Origin of the sequence: Brevibacterium ihuae, from assembly GCF_900184225.1 — a bacterium.
In the GTDB taxonomy this organism is placed as follows: Bacteria; Actinomycetota; Actinomycetes; order Actinomycetales; family Brevibacteriaceae; genus Brevibacterium; species Brevibacterium ihuae.
On the sequence record NZ_FXWZ01000002.1, the window covers coordinates 707,792 to 728,553 of the forward strand.

General features: G+C 69.3%; 15 protein-coding genes and 2 tRNA genes. 6 read left to right on the plus strand and 11 right to left on the minus strand.

The features are described from left to right. Positions 1-211: 211 nt before the first annotated feature. Both C1A17_RS03280 and C1A17_RS03285 read right to left on the minus strand, forming a co-directional pair. Entirely contained in the window at positions 212-964 is a 753-nt protein-coding gene (locus tag C1A17_RS03280; RefSeq protein WP_101650678.1) for an SDR family oxidoreductase, read from the minus strand. 148 nt (positions 965-1,112) lie between these two features. Then, positions 1,113-2,378, minus strand: a complete 1,266-nt coding sequence (locus C1A17_RS03285; protein WP_180953196.1) for an acyltransferase — start codon at positions 2,376-2,378, stop codon at positions 1,113-1,115. A gap of 68 nt (positions 2,379-2,446) precedes the next feature. Here C1A17_RS03285 and valS point away from each other — a divergent pair, with 68 nt between their 5' ends. Together valS and C1A17_RS03295 are read left to right on the plus strand one after the other, a co-directional pair. Next, complete coding sequence (valS, locus tag C1A17_RS03290; protein ID WP_101650679.1) at positions 2,447-5,107, plus strand: valine--tRNA ligase; 2,661 nt, start codon at positions 2,447-2,449, stop codon at positions 5,105-5,107. A gap of 105 nt (positions 5,108-5,212) precedes the next feature. Then, entirely contained in the window at positions 5,213-5,902 is a 690-nt protein-coding gene (locus C1A17_RS03295) for an AIM24 family protein (RefSeq protein ID WP_101650680.1), read from the plus strand. Between the two features lie 100 nt (positions 5,903-6,002). Here C1A17_RS03295 and clpX read toward each other — a convergent pair whose 3' ends face one another. The 4 genes from clpX to tig all read right to left on the minus strand — a co-directional run bounded on the left by clpX (position 6,003) and on the right by tig (position 10,452). Continuing rightward, positions 6,003-7,274 (minus strand): ATP-dependent Clp protease ATP-binding subunit ClpX, encoded by a 1,272-nt coding sequence (gene clpX / locus C1A17_RS03300; RefSeq protein ID WP_101650681.1) that lies wholly within the window; start codon positions 7,272-7,274, stop codon positions 6,003-6,005. 213 nt (positions 7,275-7,487) lie between these two features. Then, entirely contained in the window at positions 7,488-8,135 is a 648-nt protein-coding gene (locus C1A17_RS03305) for an ATP-dependent Clp protease proteolytic subunit (protein WP_101650682.1), read from the minus strand. Between the two features lie 20 nt (positions 8,136-8,155). Next, complete coding sequence (locus tag C1A17_RS03310) at positions 8,156-8,779, minus strand: ATP-dependent Clp protease proteolytic subunit (protein ID WP_101650683.1); 624 nt, start codon at positions 8,777-8,779, stop codon at positions 8,156-8,158. A 203-nt stretch (positions 8,780-8,982) separates the two neighbouring features. Further along, positions 8,983-10,452, minus strand: coding sequence for a trigger factor (tig, locus tag C1A17_RS03315; protein WP_101650684.1), 1,470 nt, complete (start codon positions 10,450-10,452; stop codon positions 8,983-8,985). A gap of 282 nt (positions 10,453-10,734) precedes the next feature. Between tig and C1A17_RS03320 the strand changes: the two genes are divergently transcribed. Continuing rightward, positions 10,735-11,781 (plus strand): NAD(P)-dependent alcohol dehydrogenase, encoded by a 1,047-nt coding sequence (locus C1A17_RS03320; protein WP_101650685.1) that lies wholly within the window; start codon positions 10,735-10,737, stop codon positions 11,779-11,781. 66 nt (positions 11,782-11,847) lie between these two features. On the opposite strand, the gene C1A17_RS03325 is transcribed toward C1A17_RS03320, so the two are convergent. Further along, positions 11,848-11,921, minus strand: a tRNA-Pro gene (locus C1A17_RS03325). 319 nt (positions 11,922-12,240) lie between these two features. Between C1A17_RS03325 and C1A17_RS03330 the strand changes: the two genes are divergently transcribed. Next, positions 12,241-12,311 (plus strand) — tRNA-Gly (locus tag C1A17_RS03330). Between the two features lie 147 nt (positions 12,312-12,458). On the opposite strand, the gene C1A17_RS03335 is transcribed toward C1A17_RS03330, so the two are convergent. Both C1A17_RS03335 and C1A17_RS03340 read right to left on the minus strand, forming a co-directional pair. Next, complete coding sequence (locus C1A17_RS03335; RefSeq protein ID WP_101650686.1) at positions 12,459-14,030, minus strand: sodium:solute symporter family protein; 1,572 nt, start codon at positions 14,028-14,030, stop codon at positions 12,459-12,461. Between the two features lie 32 nt (positions 14,031-14,062). Next, a complete protein-coding gene (locus C1A17_RS03340) occupies positions 14,063-15,661 on the minus strand; it encodes an amidohydrolase (RefSeq protein ID WP_180953197.1) in 1,599 nt (532 codons plus the stop codon). 104 nt (positions 15,662-15,765) lie between these two features. On the opposite strand from C1A17_RS03340, the gene C1A17_RS03345 reads away from it, so the two are divergent. Next, the gene (locus C1A17_RS03345; protein ID WP_219618239.1) at positions 15,766-16,611 is read left to right on the plus strand and encodes a CPBP family glutamic-type intramembrane protease; all 846 of its coding nucleotides are present in this window, start codon (positions 15,766-15,768) and stop codon (positions 16,609-16,611) included. A 173-nt stretch (positions 16,612-16,784) separates the two neighbouring features. Here the strand turns inward: C1A17_RS03345 and C1A17_RS03350 are convergent, their stop codons facing one another. Next, positions 16,785-17,252: a ribose-5-phosphate isomerase gene (locus tag C1A17_RS03350; protein ID WP_101650690.1), complete on the minus strand. Its 468-nt coding sequence runs from the start codon at positions 17,250-17,252 to the stop codon at positions 16,785-16,787. Positions 17,253-17,307: 55 nt separating this feature from the next. Continuing rightward, the gene (locus C1A17_RS03355; RefSeq protein ID WP_101650693.1) at positions 17,308-17,913 is read right to left on the minus strand and encodes a mycothiol-dependent nitroreductase Rv2466c family protein; all 606 of its coding nucleotides are present in this window, start codon (positions 17,911-17,913) and stop codon (positions 17,308-17,310) included. 149 nt (positions 17,914-18,062) lie between these two features. Here C1A17_RS03355 and pepN point away from each other — a divergent pair, with 149 nt between their 5' ends. Then, positions 18,063-20,723 carry an aminopeptidase N gene (gene pepN, locus C1A17_RS03360; RefSeq protein WP_101650695.1) on the plus strand — a complete coding sequence of 887 codons (2,661 nt, stop codon included), beginning with the start codon at positions 18,063-18,065 and terminating at the stop codon, positions 20,721-20,723. Positions 20,724-20,762 lie beyond the last annotated feature (39 nt).

Sequence of the window (20,762 nt, forward strand, 5' to 3'; positions counted from 1 at the left end):
GGTCCCGGGCGAGCGGATCGCTCATTCCTGCAGGCGATGACGGGCCCACCCGTCCGGTTCTACTGGGCTGCCGACGGTGCGAGCTCGACGCACCGCGCACAGCGGTTCTTCCGGATGCTCCCCGGTGATGGCCGGATCGACGCAGTTCCCCAGTCTAGCCCATGCGGGCGCGTGCTCGGCGCCGGTCCGGGAGCCGTGCGGGCCGGTGGGCTCAGAGGCCCTGGTGGCGGGCGACCTTGTGCTGGGCGGCCTGGGCGATCGGGCGGATCACCATGAGATCGACGTTGAAGTGATGGGGGCGGGTGAGGGTGTAGACGACCGCGTCGGCGCAGTCCTCGGCGGTGAGGGGGGTCTCCACGCCCTCGTAGACCTTGTCGGCCTTCTCCTGCGATCCGAGCCGCTTGCGGGAGAACTCCTCCGTTGCGACCATGCCCGGGGCGATCTCGATGACCCGCACGGGCTGGCCGGCGAGCTCGAGGCGCAGGGTGGCCGCGGTCGAATGGGACCCGTGCTTGGCGGCGACGTATCCCCCGCCGCCCTCGTACGCCTGGTGCCCGGCCGTCGAGGACATCACGACGATGTCGCCGCGGCCGGATTCGACGAGCGCGGGGAGGAGCGCCTTGACGCAGCGCACGACCCCGAGGACGTTGATGTCGAACATCTGCCGCCAGCCCTCGACATCGGCCTCGGCGACGGAGTCGGTGCGGAGGGCGAATCCGGCATTGGCGACGAGAGCGTTGACCGGTCCGCCGGCGACGACCTGCTCGGCCATCCGGGCGACGTCGGCATCGCTCGTCATGTCGGCGACGACGACCTCGGCTCCGGTCTCCGCGGCGAGCTCCTCGAGGCGGTCCTCGCGGCGGGCGACGGCGACGACGTCCCAGCCCTCCTGCCGCAGGCGGCGGACGGTGGCCGCTCCGATTCCCGAGCTCGCTCCGGTGACGACGGCGCGCAGAGTGGACATGGCTCCTCCAGAGATCGTGGGGCAGGTCTTCCTGCGGCCAGCCTACCGGTCACCGGCGTCGGACCCTCTGGGCCCGCACCCGGCGCACCGGATACGCGGCGGCCTCGGAGGCGGACTCGCGCGTCCCGCGCACCGGACCGCAGCGGTCTCAGCGGGCGGTCGGACCATCGCCGGTGCCTCCCGACCCGGTGCCTCCGGTCCCGGGATCGCCGGACCCGCGGGCACCGGATCCACGGTCGCCGGGCCCGGGCCCGCCGCCACGGCGGGCGCCGGGTCCTTTCCCGGCCGGCGCCGGACCCGAGGCGGTCCCCTCGTGGGCGTCCTCGTCCGCGGCGGCTCGCAGCCAGGCCTGCGGCGGCCTCCCCTCGCCGAACGCCGCGCGGACGAGCGGGATCCTCAGTGCGACGATGGTGAGGACGGTGCACACCACGGTGTAGACGATGGGCAGCACGAGGCCGTGGAGCGCGACGTCGCCCACGCTCACCGGACCGCCGATGAGCGTGCGCATGGGGAAGAGGAGCAGCGGGTGGAGGAGGAACACGCCGAAGGAGTACGGGTAGATCCGGTGGAGGAGCGTGAAGCCCGACCGCATGGAGAAGTGGAGGAGCAGGTAGCCGGAGAGCGACATCGCCACGACCATGGGCGAGAGGTACTCGTAGGAGAACTTCCACGGCTTCTCCCCCGGCCCGAACCCGGCCCACAGGAACGTCGCGAGCACTCCGGAGACGAACACCGCCGTCGCGACCGCGGCCTGCCGGCGGGTGAGGACCCAGTCGCGCATGACCCAGCCGAGCACGTAGAAGCCCATCATCGGCAGGAAGCGGGTCGCGGCGTTGAGCTCACCGATCCCGAATGCCGAGGTGAAGATCTCGTCGGCTATCCCGATGCCGAGGAGGATGAGCGCGGTCGCCCATTGGAGCCGGCGCGAGCCGTGCGTCGAGAGCAGCCGCATGAACGGGGTGAGGAGGGTGAGGCCGGCGAGGACGTAGAGGAAGTAGAGCTGGACGAACGGCGAGCCGGAGACGATCGCGACGATCGGGTCCCAGTCGGATTCGCGGCCGCCCATGTAGTAGAGGCGGAAGAGGACGTAGACCACGGTCCACACGACGAGCGGGATCCCGATCCGGAACACCCGCTTGAGAAGGAACTCGCGGGGCCGTCCGCCCTTGACCGGGTCGAGGGCGAGGGCCCCGGCGATCATGAGGAACACCGGCACCGACCAGCGCGCCGAGGAGTCGATCGCGTTGGCGAGCCACCACGACGCCGTGCCGAAATCGGTGTAGCGGGTCTCGACGGTGTCGCCGATCGCGTGGATCGCGACGACCGCGATGATCGCAAGCGAGCGCGCAGGGTTCATCCACCCGGTGGATGTGGCCGGGGGGTTGCTCTCCCCCACCCGTGCGAACAGTCCCATACCGCCCATCGTGCCACGCCCGCACCGTGTTTGGTCTGGACCGGGACCGATGGGAGAATCTGAGCACTATGAATCAACCTGCCTCACGCACACATGACTCGGTGCATCTTCCGGACAAGCCGGCCCTCGAGGGCCTCAAGGACAAGTGGGACGCGAAGTGGGGTGAGACCGGCGTCTACGCGTTCGAGCCCGACACCGAGCGCAGCGCGGTCTACTCCATCGACACGCCGCCGCCCACGGCTTCGGGATCGCTCCATGTGGGGCACGTGTTCTCCTACACCCAGACCGACATCATCGCCCGCTACCAGCGGATGACCGGCAAGAACGTGTTCTACCCGCTCGGGTGGGACGACAACGGGCTGCCCACCGAGCGGCGGGTGCAGAACTACTACGGGGTGCGCTGCGAGCCCTCCCTCCCCCACGATCCGGAGTTCGAACCCCCGGCCAAGCCCGCGAAGAACCCGCGCGACTTCGTGCCGGTGTCGCGCCAGAACTTCATCGAGCTGTGCGAGCAGCTGTCCGCCGAGGACGAGAAGGTGTTCGAGGACCTCTTCCGGTCGGTCGGCCTCTCGGTGGACTGGAAGTACACCTACCGCACGATCGACGACACCGCGCGCGGGGTGAGCCAGCGGGCGTTCCTCGCCGACCTCGCCGGCGGCCACGCGTACTCGACCGACGCTCCGACGATGTGGGACGTGACGTTCGGCACCGCCGTCGCGCAGGCCGAGCTCGAGGACCGCGAGAAGGAGGGCGCCTACCACCGGGTGGCGTTCCACCCGGCTGCCGCGGACGGCACTGCGGACACCTCGGTCGACCCGATCGTCATCGTGACCTCGCGCCCGGAGCTCATCCCCGCCGTCGTCGCCCTCGTCGCCCATCCCGACGACGAGCGCTACCGGCCGTTCTTCGGCACCACCGTGGTGTCCCCGCTGTTCGGCGTGTCCGTCGAGGTCCGCGCCCACGAGCTCGCGAAGGCCGACAAGGGCACCGGCATCGCGATGGTGTGCACGTTCGGCGACCTCACCGACGTCACCTGGTGGCGCGAGCTCGACCTGCCCACTCGGCCGGTCATCACCCGCGACGGCCGCCTCGTGCGCGAGACCCCGGAGTGGATCGCGGACTCCCCCAAGGCCGATGCCGCGGAGCTCTACGCGCAGCTCGCCGGCAAGACGACGTTCACGGCGCGCAAGGACATCGCCGAGCTCCTCCGGGAGTCCGGCGACCTGCTCGCCGACCCGGAGCCGATCACCCATCCGGTGCCGTTCTACGAGAAGGGCGACAAGCCGCTCGAGGTCGTCACCAGCCGCCAGTGGTACATCCGCAACGGCGGACGCTCGGCCGAGCTGCGCGACGCGCTCGTCGAGCGCGGCCGGGAATTCACCTGGTACCCCGGGTTCATGCGCTCGCGCTACGAGAACTGGGTCGAGGGCCTCAACGGGGACTGGCTCGTCTCGCGCCAGCGCTACTTCGGCGTGCCGATCCCGCTGTGGTACCGCCTCGACGCCGACGGCGCACCCGACTACGCGGACCCGCTCGTGCCCGCGGACGAGGCGCTGCCCGTCGACCCGCAGGCCCAGGCCCCCGCGGGATTCGACGAGTCGCAGCGCGATCAGCCCGGCGGCTTCACCGGGGACCCGGACGTCCTCGACACCTGGGCGACCTCCTCGCTCACCCCGCAGATCGTCGGCGGCTGGTCGCGCGACGAGGCGCTGTTCGAGACGGTGTTCCCGTTCGACCTGCGGCCGCAGGGGCACGACATCATCCGGACCTGGCTGTTCTCCACCGTCGTGCGCGCGCACTCGCTCAACGATTCGGTCCCGTGGACGAACGCCGCGCTGTCGGGCTGGATCCTCGATCCGGACCGCAAGAAGATGTCGAAGTCGAAGGGCAATGTCGTCGTGCCGAGCGACATCCTCCAGGAGGCGAAGCCCGGATTCGGACCGGACGCGGTGCGCTACTGGGCCGCGAGCGCCCGGTTCGGCGCCGACACCGCCTATGACGTCGCACAGATGCAGATCGGCCGTCGCCTGGCGATGAAGCTGCTCAACGCCTCGAAGTTCGCCCTCGCCCAGGGTGTCCACGCGGGCCTCGTGGGCCGGGCGGAGCTCGTCACCGAGCCGCTCGACCGCGCGCTGCTCACGTCGCTGCGTTCGACCGTGGCCGCCTGCGGAACCCATATGGCCGCCTACGACTACGCGCACATGCTCCGTGCCGCGGAGTCGTTCTTCTGGGAGTTCACCGACGACTACGTCGAGCTCGTCAAGGACCGGTCCTACGGCGCGGACGGGGAGGCGGCCCAGCTGTCGGCCCACGCGACGCTCGCGACCGCGCTCGACGTGCTGCTGCGGCTCTTCGCCCCGATCACGCCGTTCGTCACCGAAGAGGTGTGGTCGTGGTGGCAGGAGGGCTCCGTCCACCGGGCCGCCTGGCCCACCGCCGAGGCGCTGCCGGAGTTCTCCGCGGCCGAGGCGCCGGAGGGGATGCTCAGCGATGTCGCCGCGGTCCTCGGCGAGGTCCGACGGTCCAAGACCGAGGCGAAGGTCTCGCAGAAGACCGAGATCGCGCACGCGGTGGTCACCGCCGAGGAGCGCATCATCGACCTCATCAGGCTTGCGGAGACGGACCTGCGCGCCGCCGGCCGCGTCCTCGACTGGGAGCTCACCCCGACCCCGGATTCCGGGATCACGGTGAGCGACGTCGAGTTCGTCGAGGCGGATCCGCAGCGCTGAGTCGGGTCCGCAGCGCCGGGTCCTCGTCACCGGGGCTGCGGGGATCTACTCTGGGGAGTGCGGGCACGAGCCCGCGCTCCCCTTTCTCTCACCCAGGAGGCTTCGATGCGAAGCGAGCTCTTTGCCAAGCGCCACGCCGAACAGGAGACGAACCAGCGCTGGACGCTGCAGTCGTCGAAGATGCTGCGCGCTCTCGTCACCCCGGACGCGCCGATGGTCGCGACGAAGGGCGCGATGGTCGCCTACCAGGGCAATGTCGACTTCACCCACCAGGGATCGAGCTCGGTCGGTCAGTTCCTCAAGAAGGCGATGACGAACGAGGACACGCCCATGATGCGCGTCGAGGGGCACGGAGAGGTGTTCTTCGCCCGACAGGCCGCGAACATCTTCATGATGCAGCTCGAGGGCGGACACGACGCGCTCACCGTCAACTCCTCGAGCCTGCTCGCCTTCGACGCGAACCTCGCCTGGGACATCAAGCGGATCAAGGGCGTCGGCGCGCTGGCCGCCGGTGCCGGGCTGTTCAACCTCGAGATGTCGGGCACCGGCACCGCTGCCGTGTGCTGCCACGGCGATCCGATGATCCTCGACTGCTCGCGCACCCCGACCTTCGTGGACCCGCAGGCCGCCGTGTGCTGGTCGGCGAACCTCGCCCCCTCGATCAAGTCCGCGGTGAGCGTCGGCTCGTTCTTCGGGCGCGGTTCCGGCGAGAGCTTCCAGCTCGTGTTCCACGGTCCCGGCTTCGTCGTCGTGCAGCCCTCGGAGGGCTACGGGCAGGCGACCGCCGCGCAGTGAGTACCGGCGGGGGCCGCTGAATCGCCGCGCGCCCGCGGGAATCGATCGATTCCCGCGGGCGCGCGTCTCCGTCACCCGTTCACCGGGCGACGGCGGGGTCTCAGGCGGACTTGGGCCGGCGCTGCGGCTCGGAGTCCTTCTTCGGCACGATCGTCGGTGCGGCGTTGCTCTCCACGACATCCTTGGTGACGACGACGGACCCGACGTCGTCCCGGCTCGGGATGTCGAACATCACCGGCTGGAGGACCTCCTCCATGATCGAGCGCAGACCGCGCGCCCCGGTCCCCCGGAGCAGGGCGAGGTCGGCGATCGCCTCGAGCGCCTCGGTCTCGAACTCGAGGTCGACGCCGTCGAACTCGAACATCTTCTGGTACTGCTTGACGAGCGCGTTCTTCGGCACGGTGAGGATCGACATGAGGGCTTTGCGGTCGAGGTTCGACACCGTGGCGAGCACGGGCAGACGACCGATGAACTCCGGGATCAGTCCGAACTTGAGCAGATCCTCCGGCATGAGCTCGGAGTAGAGGTCCTCCTCGTCCTGCTTCGACTGGATGAGGGCCCCGAAGCCGATCCCGTGCTTGCCCTTGCGGGAGGCGATGATCTCCTCGAGACCGGCGAATGCCCCGGCGACGATGAAGAGCACATTCGTCGTGTCGATCTGGATGAAGTCCTGGTGCGGGTGCTTGCGCCCCCCCTGAGGCGGCACCGAGGCCTGCGTGCCCTCGAGGATCTTGAGCAGCGCCTGCTGGACGCCCTCGCCGGAGACGTCCCGGGTGATCGAGGGGTTCTCCGACTTGCGGGCGATCTTGTCGATCTCGTCGATGTAGATGATGCCGGTCTGCGCCCGCTCGACGTCGAAGTCGGCGGCCTGGATGAGCTTGAGGAGGATGTTCTCGACGTCCTCGCCCACGTAGCCGGCCTCGGTGAGCGCGGTCGCGTCGGCCACCGCGAACGGCACGTTGAGCTTCTTCGCCAGCGTCTGGGCGAGATAGGTCTTGCCCGAGCCGGTGGGGCCGACGAGGAGGATGTTCGACTTCGCGATCTCGACGCCGGATTCCGCATCGCTGTCGCCGAGCGCCCGGATGCGCTTGTAATGGTTGTAGACGGCGACGGCGAGGGCCTTCTTCGCGGGCTCCTGTCCGACGACGTACTCCTGGAGGAAGTCATGGATCTCCCGCGGGCGGGGCAGCTCGGTGTCCTCGACCTCCGTGGTCGTCTGGTTGAGCTCTTCCTCGATGATCTCGTTGCACAGTCCGATGCACTCATCGCAGATGTAGACACCCGGTCCGGCGATGAGCTTCCGGACCTGCTTCTGGGACTTGCCGCAGAAGTTGCATTTGAGCAGATCGGCGCCCTCAGTTCCGCGAGCCACTGTCACAACCTTTCAGAGGGGCATGTGGCCCCAAGAGTATCCCTGGTCGGATGTTCACCTCAACAGCATTCCACATCTCGCTGACACGGCGCCGGACCCTCCCGCGGGGCGTGTCGATCGTGCCGATCCGCGGATGCGCGACGGGGCGCGGACCGTGCTGGTCCGCGCCCCGTCCGACTGCGCCGCGCATGCGGCCCGAGCCGCTGCGTCGGTTCAGCGCACACCCTTGCGGGAGGTGAGCACCTGATCGACGAGCCCGTAGTCCTTGGCCTGGTCGGCAGTGAGGAACAGGTCGCGCTCGATGTCCGTGGAGACCTGCTCGGGCGTCTTGTTCGAGTGCGAGGCGAGGGTCTCCTCGAGCCAGGTGCGCATGCGGAGCACCTCGGCGGCCTGGATCTCGATGTCCGAGGCCTGACCGTGCCCCTGACCCTGCATCGAGGGCTGGTGGATGAGCACGCGGGCGTTCGGCAGCGCCAGCCGCTTGCCCTCGGTGCCCGCCGCGAGCAGCACGGCCGCGGCGGAGGCGGCCTGCCCCAGGCACACCGTCTGGATCTCCGGCTTGATGTACTGCATCGTGTCGTAGATCGCGGTGAGCGCGGTGAACGAACCGCCCGGCGAGTTGATGTACAGGGTGATGTCACGGTCGGGATCCTGCGACTCGAGGACGAGCAGCTGGGCCATGACGTCGTCGGCGGAGGTGTCGTCGACCTGGACGCCGAGGAAGATCACGCGATCCTCGAACAGCTTGGTGTAGGGGTCCTGCCGCTTGAAGCCGAACGGGGTGCGCTCCTCGAACTGCGGCATGACGTAGCGCGAGGTCGGCATCTGGCCGGCGGCGGCCCACGGTGAGAGATTCGTCATTCTTCAGACTCCTTGGTTCTTCAGTTGAGCGCGGACTCGCCGGACATGTCCTCGGAACCGGTGATGACCCGGTCGATGAAGCCGTACTCGAGGGCCTCCTCGGCGGTGAACCAGTGGTCGCGGTCGTTGTCCTTGAGGATCTGCTCGAGCGACTTGCCGGTCTGCTCGGCGGTGAGCTCCGCCATCTGCTTCTTCATGTGGAGGATGAGCTCGGCCTGGATCTTGATGTCCGTCGCCGTTCCGCCGATGCCGCCGAGCGGCTGGTGCATGAGGATGCGGGCGTGCGGGGTCGCGTAGCGCTTGCCCTTCGCACCCGAGGACAGGAGGAACTGCCCCATCGAGGCGGCCATACCCATGGCCACGGTGCCGACGTCGGGCTTGACGTGCTGCATGGTGTCGTAGATCGCCATACCGGCCGTCACCGAGCCGCCGGGAGAGTTGATGTAGAGCCAGATGTCCTTCTCCGGGTCCTCCGCGGCGAGGAGCATCATCTGAGCACAGATCATGTTGGCGTTCTCGTCGCGCACCTCGGCTCCGAGCCAGATGATCCGCTCCTTGAGAAGGCGGTTGTAGATGTGGTCGTCGAGGCCCAGTCCCCCGGTTCCGCCTGCGGAAACCGGCGAGGCGAACTCGTGTGTGCTCACGTTTCACTCCTGTTGTCTGTTGCTGTCCTGTACTGGACTCTAACCGCTCGATCCGGGCTTTTAGTCCCCGACCGCCCGGTGTTCGCCCTCAGCGTGATCGCCCGTCGGGTGCCCGTGGAGACGCCCGGGAACGCCGATGGGCACGGCCGTGGCCGTGCCCATCACCGGGGCGACCCGACCCGTCCGGGGCCGGTCGCGGTCGTTCACTCGGAGTCGGCGTCCGCCTGCTCGTCGTCCTTCTTCTCGGACTTCTTCGCAGCCTTCTTGGGAGCGGCCTTCTTGGGGGCCGCCTTCTTCTTCGGCTTCTCCTCGGTCTCCTCGGCGGCGTCGGACGCCTCTGCGGCCTCGGTGGACTCGACGGTCGCCTCGGCGTCGTCGGCTTCCTCGTCCTCACCCGGTGCGGTGGTGAACGCCGTCATGTCGACGGTCTCACCCGAGGCGTCGACGACCTTGGCACCTGCGAGCACCTCGGCGAGCGCCTTGCGACGGGCGACCTCGGACACGATGGCCGGGACCTGGTTGTTCGCGTCGAGCGCCTGGGCGAACTCGTTGGGGTTCATGCCGTACTGCTGGGCGGCGGAGATGATGTACTCGATGAGCTCCGGCTGCGAGACGTCGACGTCCTCGGCCTCGACGACCGCGTCGAGCACGAACTGGGTGCGGAGGTTGCGCTCGGTCTCCTCGGTGACCTCGGTGCGGTGCTCGTCGTCGTCGAGACGGTTCTCCTGCTCGAGGTGGCGGTGCACCTCGTCCTCGACGAGCTTGCCCGGGACGGGCACGTCGAGCTTCTCGATGAGCGCCTCGAGGACCTTGTCGCGCGCCTGGACGCCCTGATCGAACTCCTTCTGCTTCGCGGCCTGCTCGCGCAGGTCGTCGCGGAGCTCGTCGATGGTGTCGAACTCGCTGGCGAGCTGGGCGAAGTCGTCGTCGGCCTCGGGGAGCTCGCGCTCCTTGACGGCCTTGAGCGTGATCGCGATGAGACCGGTCTTGCCGGCGTGCTCGCCGCCGGCGAGCGTGGACTCGAAGGTGGTCTCCTCCTCCGCGGACAGTCCGTCGAGCGCCTCGTCCATGCCCTCGAGCATGGTGCCGGCACCGACCTGGTAGGAGATGTCCGAGGCCGAGTCGACCTCCTCGTCCTCGACGGTCGCCGTGAGGTCGAGGGTGACGAAGTCGTCCTTCTGCGCCGGGCGGTCGACGGTCTTGAGCGTGCCGAAACGGCTGCGGAGGTCGGTGAGCTGCTTCTCGACGTCCTCGTCGGTGACCTCGAAGGTATCGACCTCGACCTCGAGGGTGTCGTAGGCGGGGAGCTCGATCTCCGGGCGCACGTCGACCTCGATGGTGAAGGTGAGGTCGCCCTCCTCCTTGCCGTCGAGTCCGGGGATCGCGGTGACCTCGACCTCGGGCGAGCCGAGGGGACGCAGCTCGTGCTCGTCGATCGCCTGGCGGTAGAAGTCGTCGAGGCTCGAGTTCACGGCCTCCTGGAGGACCGCCGGACGTCCCACGCGCTGATCGATGATCCGCGCGGGCACCTTGCCGCGGCGGAAACCGGGGATGGAGACCTGCTTGGCGATCTCCTTGTACGCCTCGTCGATGCTCGGCTTGAGTTCGGCGTAGGGCGCTTCAACGCTGAGCTTGACCCGCGTGGGGTCGATGTTCTCGACGGAGCTCTTCACAGTAAACCTCTCGTTGGGACAGAAGTAGGGGGATCCGGCGAACCCGCCGGATTGCAGACCGCCCAACAGCCTATCCCAGACGGCGGAGTCGGCGGAAATCTCGCGACCCGCTGTGCCCGCCGGTACCGCAGGGTGAAATCCGTGCGACGACCATGCGAACACCTGCACGCCGACGCATACGACCTCATAGGCTGGGAAGCGGCCATGGCGCCGGGCTCACGAGGCCCGGTGCCGAGACGGGGGCGGAGACCCGCCCCCTCCACCGCAGAGATGAGGACGCCCATGCGCGCGATCGTGTTCGAGAACTACAAGACATTCCCCTCTCTCACGGAGATCGAGGCCCCCACCCCCGGACCCGGCGAGGTGCTCCTCAAGGTCGCCGGCGCCGGCGCCTGCCATTCCGACGTCGCCGTCTACGACGTGTTCGAGGCCGACACCCCGGGTGCGGTCCCGCCGCCGTTCGTGCTCGGCCACGAGAGCTCCGGCTGGGTCGAGGAGGTCGGCCCCGGGGTCGACGGATTCGAGAAGGGCGACGCCTACCTCGTGTACGGGCCGGTCGGCTGCGGCCGCTGCAAGGCGTGCTCGCGCGGTCAGGACACGTACTGCGAGAACCAGGCGACGAACCCGTACATGGGGATCGGCCTCGGCCGGGACGGCGGCATGGCCGAGTACGTCACCGTGCCCGCCCGCAATCTCGTCCCGCTCGGCGACGCCGATCCGGTGGCGGCCGCTCCGCTGGCCGATGCCGGGCTCACCCCGTACCACGCGATCAAGCTCGCGCTGCCGCACCTCGCCGGCGGCGGGCGGTCCGCGCTCGTCATCGGCCTCGGCGGACTCGGCCAGATCGGCGTGCAGATCCTCAGGGCTCTCACCGGTGCGACGATCATTGCCACCGACATGAAGCCCGAGGCCATGGCCCGGGCGGAGAAGTTCGGGGCGGTGACGGTGCCGGGCGGCGAGGACCAGGTCGAGCGCATCCGTGAGATCACCGGCGGCCGCGGCGTCGACGCGGTCTTCGACTTCGTCGGGGCCGCGCCCACGATCGACGTCGCGATGAGGTCGGTCGCGGTCCAGGGCCGCGTGACGGTCGTCGGCATCGACGGCGGCGCGCACCCGTGGTCGTTCTTCACCGCCCCGTACGAGTCCCAGCTCACGAGCACGTACTGGGGCACGATCGAGGACCTCCACGAGGTCGTGGCGATGTACCGCGCCGGTCAGATCGTGCCGGAGATCGAGCGCTTCTCGCTCGACGACGGCCTCGAGGCGTACCGGAAGCTCCAGGCCGGAGAGCTCTCCGGCCGCGCCGTCGTCGTCCCCCACGTCGGCTGAGAGCGCGGGCGATCCCGGCGGAACGATGAGGGCCCGCGGACCGAATGGTCCGCGGGCCCTCTGCTGTCGGGGTGACAGGATTTGAACCTGCGACCCTCTGCTCCCAAAGCAGATGCGCTACCAAGCTGCGCTACACCCCGAGGCTCCCCTGCATGATAGACGCGGCCGCGACCATTCGACCAATTGCCGGACCCGGGCGCAGTCGAGGTCCCGATCCGCCACCGAGGTTCCGGTCCCGTACGCTTCCGCCGAGCGATCCGCACCGCATCGGCACCTCGGCGATCGGTCGAAACGTCGATGGACGCCGGTGCCGACGGCTCGGCGGTCCCGCGGGCCGATCGAGGCGCCTCGTCGACGGTGCTCACGGGGTCGGCCGCGGGAGGTCGGAGCGCGCTCGGCGCAGGTGTGCCGCCTTTTGCAATCGATCCGGCTCTCGTCTAGAGTCGTTCTCGCACATCCGGGGATGTAGCTCAATGGTAGAGCCTCAGTCTTCCAAACTGATGGTGCGGGTTCGATTCCCGTCATCCCCTCCGGAGAAGCAGAAGCGCCGCTGGTGACAGCGGCGCTTCTGCATTCAGCACTCCCGAGCCGGGCGCGGGCCGGTGGCGAGACCGGAGGTTCCGGTCCCCTGAGCGCGGCCCAGCGACACCACGCCGTCGCCCCGGGGACCGCTCCGGTCAGCGCCTGCCCGGGTCCGTATCCGCTGCGGTGGGCGCCGCACCCTCGGAGGCTCGTCCGGCCCTGGCCGCACCCGTGGCCTCCGGGCCGCCGTCCGTCCGCTCGGAGTCGAGCACGAGGCACGTCTCCTCCGGCGGCAGTCCGGCGAACTCAGCGAGGCGTCGGCGATCGATGACATGGATGACGAGGTACGTCGCGATCGACAGCGGGAATCCGAGGAAGACCGGGTGGATTCCGAAAGGCCCGCCGAGCAGCGTCCAGCCGATCGACACGACGAGACCGACCCACATCGAGGCGATGGCCCCGCGTCCCGATACGCGGGTGAAGTACAGCGCGACGATGGCGGGGAACAGCAGGCCGGAGACGAGCATCGCGGTGCCGGTCACCCAGAGTTCGACGAGCACCGGCACGGCGAGCGCGAGGACGAGCGCGATCACCGCAGTGATGACGACCGCGATCCGGCTCCAGCGCAGGAGCGCCTTCTGCGGGGTGTCCTTCGACAGCCGCGGCTTGATGACGTCGTTGACGATCGACGAGGCGCCGCACATGAAGAACGAGTCGGCGCACGAGATCACCGTGGCCATGAGGGCCACGATGAGGATGATGACGACCTCGAAGGGCAGCAGCTCGGCGATGAGTTCGTAGTAGACGAGCGTCGGGTCCTCGGATTCGAGACCGATGCCGAACCGGGCCCACACACCGATCCAGATGACCATGACCATCGTCGCGGTCATCAGGGCGAGGGCGATCCAGTAGCCGCTGATCACGGTCTTGAGGTCCTTGCCCGCCCATGCGCGCTGCCAGAGGTCCTGCCGCACGAGCTGGTAGGCGCCGACGGTGAGCGCGTAGACCGCCACCTCACCGAAGCCGATGCCCATCGGATCCATGAGGCGCCCCAGACCCTGCGACTCCGCGTTGGCAGCGACGTCGCTGAAGTCACCGGCGACGACGAGCACGAGGACGAAGAGCCCGAAGACCGCGATCGTCTGCAGGGTGCCGTGGAACGCGTCCTGCCAGACGACGGCCTTGAGCCCGCCGAACACCGTCTTGATCGTGAGCATGACCGCGGAGATGATGATCGCCCAGGTCATGGGAACGTTGGCGATGAGGTTGAGGATGAGTCCGACCGACACGAACTGCATCCCGGTGATCGCGCAGTAGGCGGTGAGCACGGCGATCGTCGTCGGGATGCGAGCGGCGGTGCCGAACCGGTGGGCGGTGAAGTCACCGATCGTCACGTAGTTGTGCTTCTCCCCGAGCACCCGGATGCGCTTGATGAAGAACACTGCCATGAGCACGCTGGCGAGGATGATGCCGGCGTTGAACCACTGCTGCCCCATGCCGAGCGAATAGCCGTTGGTGATGAGGCCGAGGAGGATCGACCCGCCGATCGCCGTGCCGACGTAGGTAAGGATGAGGGGGAACAGCGTCACGCTGCGCGAGGCGACGTTGTAGTCCTCGTAGGTCTTGATCTGTTTGAGTCCGATCCACACCGATACGCCGATGAGGAAGAGGAAGTAGGCGATGGTGATGACGGAAAGGATGACCTGCTGGTCTCCCGCGTAGAGCATGGTCGTGTCCTCTCAGCAGTGCTACGCGGGTATCAGTCGGTTCCGGCGGGTTCGCCGGCGAGGTAGACGGCGGCCGGGGTGAAGTCCTTGAGCTCCTCGGGGTCGACGTCGAACGGGCTGCGCTCGTAGACGCCGAAGTCCGCATGGGCTCCTGGGGCGATGGTGCCGAGGGTGTCCTCCTCGAACGTCGCGTAGGCGGCGACCGAGGTGTAGGCGGCGAGCGCCTCGGCGACGGTGATGTTCTGCACCGTGTCGAGCACCTGTCCCGACGAGCTCTTCCGGGTCACGGCCCCGTAGATGCCCTCCCACGGATTGCCGTTGGTGACCGGCACGTCGGAGTTGCCGGGGGCCTTGATCCCGCGGTCGATGAAGGAGCGGTGCGGGTAGACCCGCTCCATCCGCTCGGCTCCGAGCACATCGAGGTAGCTGTCGCCGATGTGGTAGAGGAATCCGACCGAGGAGGCGGCGATGATGTCGTGGCGGGCGATCGTGTCGAGGTTCTCGTCGCTCGGCAGGGTGCAGTGCTCGATCCGGGCGCGCATCCCCGCGACGCGGTCCATGAGACCGGTCCCTTCGAGGGCGCGCAGCGCCTGGTCGATCGCGGCGTCCCCGATCCCGTGGATGGCCGGGCGCAGGCCGTGCTCGAGCGCGCGGCGCACCGCGTCGGTGATCTCCTCGTCGTCGTAGTAGAGGATCCCGGTCTCGTCGCTGTGCTCGTACGGGCAGTGGAGCGCGGCGGTCTGTCCGCCGACGCCTCCGTCGAGCACGAACTTCATCCCCTGGATCCGCATCATCTCGTCGCCGAGGCCCGAGGTGACCCCGGCACCGATCGCCGACGACAGCAGGCCCTTCATCCCCATCTGGTCGAGCGCCCACAGCCACGGGCGGACGCGCAGTCCGAGCCGGCCGGCCCGGTTGAGCCGGGTGTACATCCTCAGCTCGGCCGCACCGGTGGACATGTCGTTGACCGTGGTGATCCCCCAGCCGGCGAACTTCTCCTGGGCGAGGGCGAACCCGCGCTCGAGCATCTCCGGGGTGTAGGCCGGCATCCGGAGCAGGTCCTGGGCGGCCTCCTGGAGGATCCCGTTCGGCTCACCGGTGGCGGGATCGCGGACGACCCGGCCGCCTGCCGGATCCGGCGTGCTCGCGTCGATGCCGGACAGCTCGAGCGCCTTGGAGTTCGCGAGCGCGATGTGGCGGCAGCCGCGGATGAGCACGACCGGGTGCTCGGGCGAGACCGCGTCGAGGTCATCGCGGGTGGGCACCCGGCGGTCCTCGAGGTAGCCCTCGAGCCAGCCGGCACCGCGGATCCAGCCGTCGGCGGGCGGGTCCTCGACCGCGGCCCCGACCGCGTCGCGGATGGCCGCGATCGAGCCCGCGGCACCCGGGGTGACGTCGACCTCGAGCAGGGTCCGGGAGAGCATGCCCGGATGTCCGTGGCTCTCGATGAAGCCCGGCATGAGATACCGGCCGTCGAGATCGATGGTCCGGGAGTCGGCGTCGTCCGATGCCGGGCCCGGGACCTCCGGGCCGATCGCATGGATCCGGCCGTCGACGACGGTCACGGCCTGCGGAGCGGAGAAGGACTCCCCCTCGAACACACGGGCGTTGGCGAAGATCCTGACGGTCACCTGGTCTCCTTCGTCGATGAGTGACCAACGTAACACGGCCCTCCCGGTAGCCCTGGGGACCCCTGCGCACCGCGCGTGGAGCCCCCGCCTGCGACACTGGGACGGTGAGCACATCAACGGAAGCCCGCGAGTCCCGCCCCGGTGACGGCCATCCCAGCCGCCACGGTGCGATCTCCCTCGGCTCGTTCGCCACCCTGCTCGTCGCATTCTCCGCGGTGCTCCTCTTCGGCTTCCTCTCCGACTGGGGGTACGTTCCGCTCGTCGCCGGGGTGGTCCTCGGCTTCCTCGCCGCGCGCTCGCTCGGCCGCGATCTGCTCCTCATCGCGCTCGCTCTCGGGCTCATCAGCCTGATCTCCGTCGAGGCGGACATCTCCTGGGGCAACATCGCGCTCATGGGCGTCGTGCTGTCCGGGGCGGTCATCATCCCCTACACCATCAGCCGCTGGGTCTACCGCGACACCGCCATCCAGTTCCCCCGCCGGCAGGGCCGGCCGTGGACGAAGCTCGAATGGGGCTGGCTGTTCCTCGTCCTGTTCCTCGGCTGGCTCATCCTGCCGCGCTACTTCATCTCCTCGGGCGTCTATCAGAACTGGCCCGCGGTCGAGACCCCGAGCGAGATCCTCCGGCTCTTCCTCGGCGTCAACGCGGTGGGCATCTGGGACGAGCTGTTCTTCATCTGCACGGTCTTCGCGCTGCTCTACCGCCACTTCTCGTTCTGGACCGCGAACGTGCTCACCTCGATCATCTTCGTGTCGTTCCTCTGGGAGCTCGGCTACCAGGCGTGGGGCCCGCTCCTCACCATCCCCTTCGCGTTGGTCCAGGCGGTGATCTTCACCCGCACGAAGTCGCTGCCGTACACGATCACCGTGCACCTGCTCTTCGACCTCATCGTCTTCCTCACCATCGTCCACGCCCATCACCCGGGATGGATCCCGATCTTCTGGTACTGAGCGCATACTGATCGCGGTTCGGCCCGCGCGCCGGGGGCGGGGCCGGAGCGGAACCGGGGCCGGACCCGGCAGAGCTCCCCCGCCTGGGAGCACGCGCCCGTGCGCGTGCCGAGACAGCGATGTCCTGCGGTTCCGTTCTCAGGAACCGCAGGACATCGCTGTGGACGGGTGGGTCAGACGGTGCCGGTGTCCTCGAAGGACCGGATGATGCCGATCCGACGCCCGTGGCGCTCGTCGGCGGAGAACGGCTCGGCGAGGAAGGCGTCGACGATCGCGAGCGCCTCGGCCTCGGAGTGCTGCCGGGCGCCGACGCTGACGATCCACGCATCGTTGTGCTGCCGGGCGAGCTGCGCGATGTCGGTGTTCCACGCGAGCGCCGCGCGCGCCCCGGCGACCTTGTTCGCCGCGATCTGCTCTCCGTTGCCCGAGCCGCCGATGACCACGCCGAGCGAGTCGAGGCCCGCCTCGCGGTCGGCGACGACGGCCTGGGCCGCGGCGATGCAGAACGCCGGGTAGTCGTCGAGCGCGTCGTACTCGAGCGCACCGTGGTCGACGACCTCGAAGCCGCCCTCGGTGAGGTGCTGCTTCAGCGCCTCCTTGAACTCATAGCCGGCGTGGTCGGTTCCCAGATGAACTCTCATGTCTCCCTCGATGATCGGTGGCGCTGCTCGCTGAGGAGCGCCCGGCCGTGCGGTCTCAGTCGAAGATCGGACCCTGGGTGCGCGTGCGCTTGAGCTCGTAGAATCCGGGCGTCGAGGCCACGGCGAGCACTCCGTCGAACAGTCTACCGGCCGCGTCGCCCCGCGGTGCGGGGGTGACCACGGGGCCGAAGAACGCGACGTCGCCAATCGCCACGACCGGGGTGCCGACGTCCTCCCCGACCTTCGAGATGCCCTCCTCGTGCGAGGCGCGCAGCTGCGCGTCGTACTCGTCGGAGTCCGCGAATCCGGCGAGCTCGGCGGGGAGGCCGACCTCGTCGAGGGACTCGGCGATGACCGCCTCGTAGTCCGTGCGGCCGCCGGGATGGATCCGGGTCCCCATCGCGGTGTAGAGGCCGGGGATGACGTCCTCGCCGTGCAGCTCGGCGGCGGCGACGATGACGCGCACCGGGCCCCACGCCCGGTCCATCTTGGCGCGGTAGTCCTCGGGCAGCTCGTCGCGGCCCTCGTTGAGCACCGAGAGGCTCATGACGTGGAACCGCACGTCGACATCGCGCACCTTCTCCACCTCGAGCGCCCAGCGGGAGCTCATCCATGCCCACGGGCAGGTGGGGTCGAACCAGAAATCCAGGGTCGTCGACATCGAGTCGTCCTCTCTGCAGCCGGCCGCTCCGGAACCCGGCGCGGCCGCGTCCTGCGTCCTCAGCGGTGGCGGTGCTTCGTGAAACAATGATCCAGCAGCGATCATTCCACACCTGCATCCCACACCCGACAGCCCCGGGAGGCTCATCGATGCCGCAGCACAACCTCACGCGCGCGGAGGCGCAGACCCGCGCCGCGCTCCTCGCCGTCGAGTCCTACGACATCACCCTCGTCCTCGACGGGAAGGGCGAGGACTTCCGCTCGGTGACGACGGTGCGCTTCACCGCGGAGGACGGTGCGGAGACCTTCATCGACGCGATCACCGCCGAGGTCTCCTCGATCACGCTCAACGGCGCGGCCCTCGATCCCGCGGAGCACGTGTCCGCCGGTCGCATCGCGTTTCCCGGGCTCGCCGCGGACAACGTCCTCACGGTCGATGCGCGCTTCGCGTACATGAACACCGGCGAGGGCCTCCATCGGTTCGTCGACCCGGTGGACGACGAGGTGTACCTCTACACCCAGTTCGAGGTGCCCGACGCCCGCCGCGTGTTCCCGGTGTTCGAACAGCCCGACCTCAAGGCCTCGTTCTCCTTCACCGTCCTCGCCCCCGACCACTGGACGGTGGTGTCGAACTCCCCCACCCCGCTCGCCGCGGAGGCCGCGGAGGTCGCCGCCGACCTCGGGATCGATGACGCCGGACTCGCCATGTGGCGGTTCGCGCCCACTCCCCCGATCTCCGGCTACATCACCGCGATCATCGCCGGACCCTACCGCGGCACCTTCTCCTCGCTGCGCAGCTCCGACGGAGAGGACGTCGCGCTCGGCGTCTACTGCCGCGCCTCGCTCTTCGAGCACCTCGACGCCGAGGCGATCCTCGACATCACGCGGGCGGGCTTCGCGTTCTACGAGGAGGCCTTCGGCACTCCGTACCCGTTCGAGAAGTACGACCAGCTCTTCGTCCCGGAGTTCAACGCGGGGGCGATGGAGAACGCCGGGGCCGTGACCTTCCTCGAGAACTACGTCTTCCGCTCCCGGCCCACGCAGGCCATGGTCGAGCGCCGCGCGGTGACGATCCTCCACGAGCTCGCCCACATGTGGTTCGGCGACCTCGTGACGATGCGCTGGTGGAACGACCTCTGGCTCAACGAGTCGTTCGCCGAGTTCATGTCGACCCTCGCCACCGCGGAGGCCACGGAGTTCACCGACGCCTGGACGACCTTCGCGACCCTCGAGAAGGCCTGGGCCTACCGCCAGGACCAGCTGCCGAGCACCCATCCGATCGTCGCGCCGATCGAGGACCTCGCCGATGTCGAGGTGAACTTCGACGGCATCACCTACGCAAAGGGCGCCTCGGTCCTCAAGCAGCTCGTCGCCTGGGTGGGCCGGGAGGAGTTCTTCACCGGCGTGCGGCGCTACTTCGAGCGGCACGCGTGGTCGAACACCGAGCTCGCCGACCTCATGACCGAGCTCACCGCGGCGTCCGGACGCGACCTCGAGTCCTGGACCGCGCTCTGGCTCGAGGAGTCCGGGGTCACCCTCCTGCGCCCGCGGCTCGAGCGCACCGCCGACGGCGCGGTCGCCGCGCTCGCTCTCGAGCAGAGCCGGGTCGAGCTCCCCGGGCAGCCGGTCCCCAGCCTGCGGCCGCAGCGCGTGGGGGTCGGGATCTACGCCCTCGGCGCGGACGGCATCTTCACCCGCACCGCCTTCCACGAGATCGACGTCGACGGCCCCACCTCCGAGGTCCCCCTCGGCCGTCCGGGCCGCGCAGGGAGTGCGGGTGCCGTGGGTGCACTCGGGGATCGGTCCGCAGCACCCGAGGTCGTCGTCGTCAACGACGCCGACCTCGCCTACGCGAAGGTGCGCTTCGACGAGGACAGCCTGCGGACCGCGATGGCCCACCTGAGCGGGTTCACCGACTCCCTCACCCAGCTCATGGTCCTGTCGACGGTGTGGGACATGGTGCGCGACGGCGAGCTGCCGGCCTGCGCGTACATCGACATGCTGTGCGAGCACCTGCCGTCGGTCACGCACTCCACCGGTCTGCTCGTCCAGATGCGCCAGCTCGCGACCGCGCTCGACGTGTACCTGCCGCCCACGGAGCGCCGCTCCGCGCGCACCCGGGTGGCGGAGGCGCTGCAGCGGATGATGCATGCCGCTCCGGCCGGCTCCGACCAGCAGCTCCAGTTCTTCCAGGGGTTCGTCGCCCACGCGACCGCCCCGGAGCAGCTCGACGCCCTCGCCGCGCTCCTCGACTCGGATGCCGAACCGGCCCCCGGGCTCGACCTCGACACCGACCTCCGGTGGTCGGTGGTCATCGCCCTCGCGGCGGCGGGCCGGCTCGACCGTGCCGGGATCGACCGCTGGCTCGCCGCGGACGACACCGCCACCGGACGCCGGAGCGCGGAGACCGCTCTCGCGGCGCCGGCCGCACCGGCCGCGAAGACCGCGGCGTTCCGCCGTCTCGTCGAGGACCGCTCCCTGCCGAACGCCACCGCCGCCGCGATCGTCCGAGGGTTCCGCCTCGGCCTCGAGACCGACACCGGGGATCCGGTGCCCGCCGAGGAGCCGTTCGACGCCTTCTCCGTCGAGTACTTCGCGCGGCTGGCCGGCTGGTGGGAGACCCGCACGCTCGAGATCGCGCAGCTCCTCACGCTCGAGCTCTACCCGCCGGCATCGACGGCGACCGTGGAGGCCACCACCCGCTGGCTCGACTCCCATCCGGCCGCGCCCAAGGGCCTGCTCCGGCTCGTCCGGGAGAACCTCGACACCGCCCGCCGCACCCTGCGATGCCAGGCGGCCGCCCGCCCCTGAGCGCTGCTGAGAGGCTGCTCACGTCCGTCCCGCCCTCCG

Coding starts and splice junctions, on each gene's coding strand:
- C1A17_RS03280 (WP_101650678.1), bottom strand. CDS start 964: ATGTCCACTCTGCGCGCCGTCGTCACCGGAGCGAGCTCGGGAATCGGA.
- C1A17_RS03285 (WP_180953196.1), bottom strand. CDS start 2,378: ATGGGACTGTTCGCACGGGTGGGGGAGAGCAACCCCCCGGCCACATCC.
- valS (WP_101650679.1), top strand. CDS start 2,447: ATGAATCAACCTGCCTCACGCACACATGACTCGGTGCATCTTCCGGAC.
- C1A17_RS03295 (WP_101650680.1), top strand. CDS start 5,213: ATGCGAAGCGAGCTCTTTGCCAAGCGCCACGCCGAACAGGAGACGAAC.
- C1A17_RS03305 (WP_101650682.1), bottom strand. CDS start 8,135: ATGACGAATCTCTCACCGTGGGCCGCCGCCGGCCAGATGCCGACCTCG.
- C1A17_RS03320 (WP_101650685.1), top strand. CDS start 10,735: ATGCGCGCGATCGTGTTCGAGAACTACAAGACATTCCCCTCTCTCACG.
- C1A17_RS03335 (WP_101650686.1), bottom strand. CDS start 14,030: ATGCTCTACGCGGGAGACCAGCAGGTCATCCTTTCCGTCATCACCATC.
- C1A17_RS03350 (WP_101650690.1), bottom strand. CDS start 17,252: ATGAGAGTTCATCTGGGAACCGACCACGCCGGCTATGAGTTCAAGGAG.
- C1A17_RS03355 (WP_101650693.1), bottom strand. CDS start 17,913: ATGTCGACGACCCTGGATTTCTGGTTCGACCCCACCTGCCCGTGGGCA.
- pepN (WP_101650695.1), top strand. CDS start 18,063: ATGCCGCAGCACAACCTCACGCGCGCGGAGGCGCAGACCCGCGCCGCG.